The organism is Stenotrophomonas sp. S49 (genome assembly GCF_016624905.1).
Lineage (GTDB): Bacteria > Pseudomonadota > Gammaproteobacteria > Xanthomonadales > Xanthomonadaceae > Stenotrophomonas.
Genome location: NZ_JACVUD010000144.1, coordinates 1 through 6259, shown reverse-complemented (window position 1 = coordinate 6259; position 6259 = coordinate 1). Strand labels below are relative to the sequence as shown.

The 6259-nt window shown below is 66.4% G+C and carries 6 protein-coding genes; 1 reads left to right on the top strand and 5 read right to left on the bottom strand.

Translation table 11 applies throughout. The features are described from left to right. Positions 1 to 178: 178 nt before the first annotated feature. Both IAE58_RS19405 and IAE58_RS19400 read right to left on the bottom strand, forming a co-directional pair. The gene (locus IAE58_RS19405; protein ID WP_049467479.1) at positions 179 to 403 is read right to left on the bottom strand and encodes a CstA-like transporter-associated (seleno)protein; all 225 of its coding nucleotides are present in this window, start codon (positions 401 to 403) and stop codon (positions 179 to 181) included. Continuing rightward, positions 403 to 2484, bottom strand: coding sequence for a carbon starvation CstA family protein (locus IAE58_RS19400; protein WP_199934725.1), 2082 nt, complete (start codon positions 2482 to 2484; stop codon positions 403 to 405). The genes IAE58_RS19405 and IAE58_RS19400 overlap by 1 nt, the downstream gene beginning before the upstream one ends. 233 nt (positions 2485 to 2717) lie before the next feature. Here IAE58_RS19400 and IAE58_RS19395 point away from each other — a divergent pair, with 233 nt between their 5' ends. Further along, entirely contained in the window at positions 2718 to 3569 is an 852-nt protein-coding gene (locus IAE58_RS19395; RefSeq protein WP_199934726.1) for a pirin family protein, read from the top strand. 131 nt (positions 3570 to 3700) lie between these two features. On the opposite strand, the gene IAE58_RS19390 is transcribed toward IAE58_RS19395, so the two are convergent. The 3 genes from IAE58_RS19390 to IAE58_RS19380 all read right to left on the bottom strand — a co-directional run bounded on the left by IAE58_RS19390 (position 3701) and on the right by IAE58_RS19380 (position 6047). Then, the gene (locus IAE58_RS19390; RefSeq protein WP_199934727.1) at positions 3701 to 4159 is read right to left on the bottom strand and encodes a hypothetical protein; all 459 of its coding nucleotides are present in this window, start codon (positions 4157 to 4159) and stop codon (positions 3701 to 3703) included. A 199-nt stretch (positions 4160 to 4358) separates the two neighbouring features. Next, positions 4359 to 5078, bottom strand: coding sequence for an aquaporin Z (gene aqpZ, locus IAE58_RS19385; protein ID WP_199934728.1), 720 nt, complete (start codon positions 5076 to 5078; stop codon positions 4359 to 4361). Between the two features lie 105 nt (positions 5079 to 5183). After that, positions 5184 to 6047 (bottom strand): pirin family protein, encoded by an 864-nt coding sequence (locus IAE58_RS19380; protein ID WP_108751630.1) that lies wholly within the window; start codon positions 6045 to 6047, stop codon positions 5184 to 5186. Positions 6048 to 6259 lie beyond the last annotated feature (212 nt).

The window sequence follows — 6259 nt, the reverse complement described above, 5'->3', positions numbered from 1 at the left end:
ATGGGGTCAGATCCGTTCCCTTCGGGAAACGGATCTGACCCCGCGTGTGTTCCGCCGTCACCGGCAATCCGACACCGCCCCGCCAAACAAACAGAAACCCAGAGCCGACGCTCTTGCAGTTGCACTCGCTGTTGAATCGGCGGGCGCCGGGCTGCAAGCCCGGCACCCACACAGCACCTCAGCAGCAGCGCCCGCCGTTGCGGCCGCCGTATCGCGCTTCCTGTCGCTCGCGGAAGAACGTCTTGTAGTCCATCGGTTCCTGATCCGGATGCTTTTCCAGCATGTGCCGGACGTAGTTGTCGTAATCAGGAATGCCACAGCACAGCCGCGCGGTCTGCACCAGGCGCCGCCAGATGCGGCGGTGCGCCTGGTACTGGCCTACCGGAACCAGTTGGGTACTCATTACAGATCCACCATTTCGTGCGGCTTCAGCGCCACGTACGGGGTCTCGCGGTCGGTCCGCTGCGGGTTGCGACGGGCAGCCAGGATGGTCTTGATCGCATACACCAGCACCGAGGCCACCACCAGCAGGAACAGCGCGGTCAGGCCGGTGTTGACGTAAGCGTTCACCACGATCTGCTGCATCTGCGCCACGCTCTTGGCCGGTGCGGTGATGGTGTCACTGGCAATGGCGGCCTGGAACTTGTGCGCCTGTGCCAGGAAACCCTGCGCCGGGTTGCTGTCGAAGATCTTGATGAAGCCCGCATAGGTGGTGCAGATCAGCAGCCACACGGCCGGCACGGCAGTCACCCACGCGTAGCGGTCACGCTTCATCTTGAACAGCACCACCGTGCCCAGCATCAGCGCGATACCGGCCAGCATCTGGTTGGAAATGCCGAACAGCGGCCACAGCGTCTGGATGCCACCGAACGGATCGACCACGCCGGTGTACAGCAGGTAGCCCCACAGCGCCACGCAGCCGGCCGTGCCGACGATGTTGGCCGTCCACGATTCAGTCTTCTTCAGGGCCGGCACGAAGTTGCCCAGCAGGTCCTGCAGCATGAAGCGGCCGGCGCGGGTACCGGCATCCACGGCGGTGAGGATGAACAGCGCTTCGAACAGGATCGCGAAGTGGTACCAGAACGCCATCATCGCGTCGCTGCTGCTGGGAATGGCCTCGTGCAGGATCTGCGCGATGCCCACCGCCAGCGTGGGCGCACCACCGGCGCGGTGCAGGATGGTCGGTTCACCGATCGCCGCCGCCGTGGCATTCAACTGTTCCGGGGTGATGGTGAAGCCCCAGGTATTGGTGATGTAGTGCGCGGCCGAAACGGCGTCGGCACCGATCACCGCTGCCGGGCTGTTCATGGCGAAGTAGATGCCCGGATCGATGATCGAGGCAGCCACCAGCGCCATCACCGCCACGAACGATTCCATCAGCATGCCGCCGTAGCCGATGTAGCGCATGTGCGCTTCATTGGCCAGCAGCTTGGGCGTGGTGCCCGAGGAAATCAGCGCATGGAAACCGGACACCGCGCCGCAGGCGATGGTGATGAACAGGAACGGGAACATGCCGCCCTTCCACACCGGACCGTCACCGCTGGCGGCGAACTGGGTCAGTGCCGGCATCTTCAGTTCCGGCATCACCACCACGATACCGATGGCCAGGGCGATGATCGTGCCGATCTTCAGGAAGGTCGACAGGTAATCGCGCGGGGCCAGCAGCAGCCACACCGGCAGCACCGAAGCGACGAAGCCATAGCCGATCAGCATCCAGGTGATCTGGGTACCGGTGAAGGTGAACGTCGGGCCCCAGACCGGGTCGGCCGCCACCTTGCCGCCGAACCAGATCGCGGCCAGCAGCAGGATCAGGCCCACCACGGAAATCTCACCGATCTTGCCCGGCCGGATGTAGCGCATGTACACGCCCATCAGGATCGCGATGGGCATCGTGGCGATCACCGTGAACATGCCCCACGGGCTTTCCGCCAGCGCCTTCACCACCACCATGGCCAGCACCGCCAGGATGATGATCATGATCAGGAAGGCGCCGAACAGGGCGATGGTGCCAGGCACCTGGCCCATTTCCTCGCGCACCAGGTCACCCAGCGAGCGGCCGTTGCGGCGGCTGGACAGGAACAGGACCATGAAGTCCTGCACTGCGCCGGCCAACACCACGCCCACCACCAGCCACAGCAGCCCGGGCAGGTAGCCCATCTGTGCGGCCAGCACCGGGCCCACCAGCGGGCCGGCGCCGGCAATGGCGGCGAAGTGGTGGCCGAACAGCACGTGTTTGTTGGTAGGAACGTAGTCCAGACCGTCGTTGTTGATCACCGCCGGGGTGGCCCGGGTCGGATCGAGCTGCATCACCTTGTTGGCGATGAACAGGCTGTAGTAGCGATAGGCAACCAGATACAGCGATACCGCGGCCACCACGATCCACAGTGCGTTGATGTGTTCGCCGCGGCGCAGGGCGACGGTGCCCAGACAGAACGCGCCGAGCAGGGCCAGTGCGGCCCAGCCCAGTTTGGAAAACCCTTTCATGAGGTGCTCTCTCCCGGAAAGACAGTGAAAGAGTCCCGCGTGCCCTTGGCAGGGTCAATGTCCACGGGAGCCTTCTTCGGTAGTACTTTGGTCGAACACAACGCAGGCGATGCCGCGCGGCGGACATGACGCGCGGCAAACACCAGCAATGGAACAATCGGTTGCGGCGCCATCCATTGGCCCGCCGCGCTGCAGCGTCCATCTTCTTGGGCATCCATCCCACAGGAGTTGCCATGAGTCTTCCCGAGCCGGTGCGCGTGCTGCGCACGATCCGTGGCATGCCCACGTCCGACGGCGCCGGCGTGCGCCTGACCCGGGTCATCGGTGGCCCCTCGCTGCCGGATCTGGACCCCTTCCTGTTGCTGGATGAATTCGGCACCGACCGCGCCGAGGACTACATCGCCGGTTTCCCGGAGCACCCGCACCGGGGCTTCGAGACCGTCACCTACATGCTGGACGGGCGCATGCGGCACCGCGACAACCACGGCAACGAAGGCCTGCTGACCCCGGGCAGCGTGCAGTGGATGACCGCCGGTCGCGGCCTGGTGCATTCGGAAATGCCCGAGCAGGAAAGCGGGCAGATGCGTGGCTTCCAGCTGTGGGTGAACCTGCCGGCGCGGGACAAGATGACCGAGCCGAAGTACCAGGAGTTCGCGCCCGAGCGCATTCCGGTGGCGCAGCCGGCCGACGGCGTGCAGGTGAAGGTGATCGCCGGTACGGTCGATGGCACCGCAGGGCCGATCGCGCAGCCGGCCACCGATCCGGTCTATCTGGATATCACCCTGGCGCCGGATCGCGCCTGGGCGTACACGCTGCCGGAAGGCCACAACGCCTTCGCCTATGTGTTCGAAGGTGCGCTGACCGTGGGCGAGCAGGATGCGGCGCGCGATGTGGCGCGGCAGGAACTGGCCGTGCTGGGCGGTGGCGAGCAGCTGCACGTGTCGGCCGGCGCCGAGGGCGCGCGGTTGATCCTGGTGGCGGGCCGTCCGCTGCGCGAGCCGGTCATGCGCCACGGGCCGTTCGTGATGAACACCCGGCAGGAACTGATGCAGGCCTTCGTCGATTTCCAGGAAGGCCGCTTCTGAGCGGTAGCGCCGGGTCCCACCCGGCGTTTTTTCCCGCGCCCACGCAACGCCGTTCACCGGGCACGGCCCGGCGCTAGCGATCGGTCGGGGGGATGGCGGGGAGGCTGCCAGGCAGTCATCCCCGCGTTCATTCAGCGGCCGTCGGCCACGGCAGTGGGGTTCAGGCTCATGCCCTGCGCCAACTGCTGCAGGCTGCCCATTTCCTGGGTGCTGCCCGGGTACAGGGCGATCTGCGCGTAGCGGCCCTTGTCCAGCTTGACCACGCTGATGCGGCGCTCGGCATAGCCGGGCGGCTGCTGGCCGCCCAGGTCGGGCTTGTACCAGTACATCGATTCACCGCCGAAGCTGCCCTTTTCCTCGCGCAGCGAGCGGCTGAGCGGAATGTTGGGATCGCGTTGGCTCAGCATCAGGCTCAGCACCTCGCGGCCGTCGGCGGTGCTGGCGCGGCAGATCAGGAAATCGCTCTGCACCTGCTGTTGCCATTGCAGGCCACTGCTGGCTGGCAGCGCAGGACAGTCAACCGGCGCCTGTGCGGCGGCGTTGGCCGCGGCAAACAACAGGCTCGACAACAGAACAGGCACGAACTTCATGCATTCCCCCAAGGTGGTGTGGCCTAGAGTCCCCGCCGATGGCACCGGCGGCGCGGGCATCCCATCCCCGGATGCCGACGTTCCCGGCACGTGCACGGGTGGTCAAGCCGACCTTAACGGAACGTGAGCGATCGCACAAATTGCGGTTGCAGATGTAACCATTGCGGCCGGATGACGGCCGCAATGGACGCGGCGGAGATCACCGGTCGCTGCCGACCCACTTGTAGATCATCCCGCCAATCATGCCGCCCAGCAGCGGCGCCACCCAGAACAGCCACAACTGGCCGGTAGCCCCACTGCCGGCGAAGAAGGCCACGGCGGTCGATCGGGCCGGGTTCACCGAGGTGTTGGTCACCGGAATGCTGATCAGATGGATCAGGGTCAGGGCCAGGCCGATGGCCAGCGGCGCAAAGCCAGCCGGCGCCTTGCCGTGCGTGCTGCCCATGATCACCACCAGGAACACCGCGGTCAGCACCACTTCGCACAGGAAAGCGGCCGCCACGCTGTAGCCGCCCGGCGACAGGGCGCCGTACCCATTGCTGGCGAACGCGCCGGCCTGGCTGCCATCAATGGCAAAGCCGCTGACACCGGACGCAATCTGCAGCAGGATGAAGCCCGCCAGCAGGCCACCGACGCACTGGGCCAGGATGTACGGCAGCAGATCGCGGGCCGGGAAGCGGCCGCCGGCCCAGAGGCCGACGCTGACGGCCGGATTGAAATGCGCGCCCGACACATGGCCGAACGCATAGGCACCGGTGACCACGGTCAGGCCGAACGCCAGCGCCACGCCGAGGAAACCGATACCCAGCGGATTGCCGTCGCCGCCGAACTTGGCGGCCAGTACCGCGCTGCCACAGCCGCCCAACACCAGCCAGAACGTGCCGAGGAATTCGGCGGCCAAGCGCTTGCCCATGCCCATGACGTGCACTCCATTGAGGCGCGCGGATGCGTGCGGTCGCATTGAAGTGGGCGGCCGGTGATGAACATGTGTACAACGCGTAGAGTCGAGCGTGCTCGACTGCCGTCAATACTGCGGCAGCGGAATGAATTCCTTGTCGTCACCCGGGATCGTGCCGAAGCGACCGGCTTCCCAATCGTGCTTGGCCTGTTCGATACGTTCCTTGGAACTGGACACGAAGTTCCACCACAGGTGGCGCGGCCCATCCAGCGGCTCGCCGCCGAACAGCATGGCCTTCACCGGCGTCTTTGCGCGGAGGCGACCGATGGCACCGGCTTCGGGAATGACCAGGTGCTGGGCGGGAATGTCCACGCCATCCAACTGGGCCTGGCCTTCCAGGATGTACAGCGCACGTTCGCGGTGGCCATTGTCAATGTCGATCTCGGCATCGGGGTCCAGGTCGATGGCCACGTTCAGGGTATCGGCGAAGACCTTCACCGGTGATTCCTCGCCGTAGGCGCGGCCGGCGATCACCCGCAGCCAGACGCCGTTGCGGCGCTGCTCGGGCAGGGTGGCGGCGGCGTGGTGGTAGAACGCCGGTTCGATTTCCTCATGCGACTTCGGCAGCGCCACCCAGGTCTGCATGCCATGGATCGGGTTGTCGTGGCCGCGATCCGGCGGCGGCGTGCGCTCGGAATGGGCGATGCCGCGGCCGGCGGTCATCCAGTTCACATCGCCAGGGCGGATCACCTGGTCCGAGCCCAGCGTATCGCGGTGGCCGATGGCGCCGGACCACAGGTAGGTCACCGTGGCCAGGCCGATATGCGGGTGCGGGCGCACGTCGATGGCGGTGCCGGGGTGCATGATGGCCGGGCCCATCTGGTCGACGAACACGAACGAACCGATGCTGCGGGCCTGCAGCGTGGGCACGGCGCGGCGCACTTCCAGGCCGCCGATGTCGTGGACGCGCGGGGCGATGATGGTGGTCATGCGGGCGTTCTCGCTGGCAGGAATCAAGGGCGCCAGCATGGCACGCCGTGGTGACGGCGACATGCCCCATGCGGGTAACAGCCTGTTCCGTAGCGTCGAGCTTGCTCGACGGGGTTCCAGCCAACGGCGCAGCCCCTCGTGGCTGGGCGCGGTGCGCGCAGTCCGTGGGTGGCCGGGCGGGTGGGTTGCGCAGGGGACGCTGCAAGTACGTC

What these genes read in the sequence shown, in the direction of transcription:
- IAE58_RS19400 (WP_199934725.1), bottom strand. Translation starts at nt 2,484, where the DNA reads ATGAAAGGGTTTTCCAAACTGGGCTGGGCCGCACTGGCCCTGCTCGGC.
- IAE58_RS19380 (WP_108751630.1), bottom strand. Translation starts at nt 6,047, where the DNA reads ATGACCACCATCATCGCCCCGCGCGTCCACGACATCGGCGGCCTGGAA.
- IAE58_RS19390 (WP_199934727.1), bottom strand. Translation starts at nt 4,159, where the DNA reads ATGAAGTTCGTGCCTGTTCTGTTGTCGAGCCTGTTGTTTGCCGCGGCC.
- IAE58_RS19405 (WP_049467479.1), bottom strand. Translation starts at nt 403, where the DNA reads ATGAGTACCCAACTGGTTCCGGTAGGCCAGTACCAGGCGCACCGCCGC.
- IAE58_RS19395 (WP_199934726.1), top strand. Translation starts at nt 2,718, where the DNA reads ATGAGTCTTCCCGAGCCGGTGCGCGTGCTGCGCACGATCCGTGGCATG.
- aqpZ (WP_199934728.1), bottom strand. Translation starts at nt 5,078, where the DNA reads ATGGGCATGGGCAAGCGCTTGGCCGCCGAATTCCTCGGCACGTTCTGG.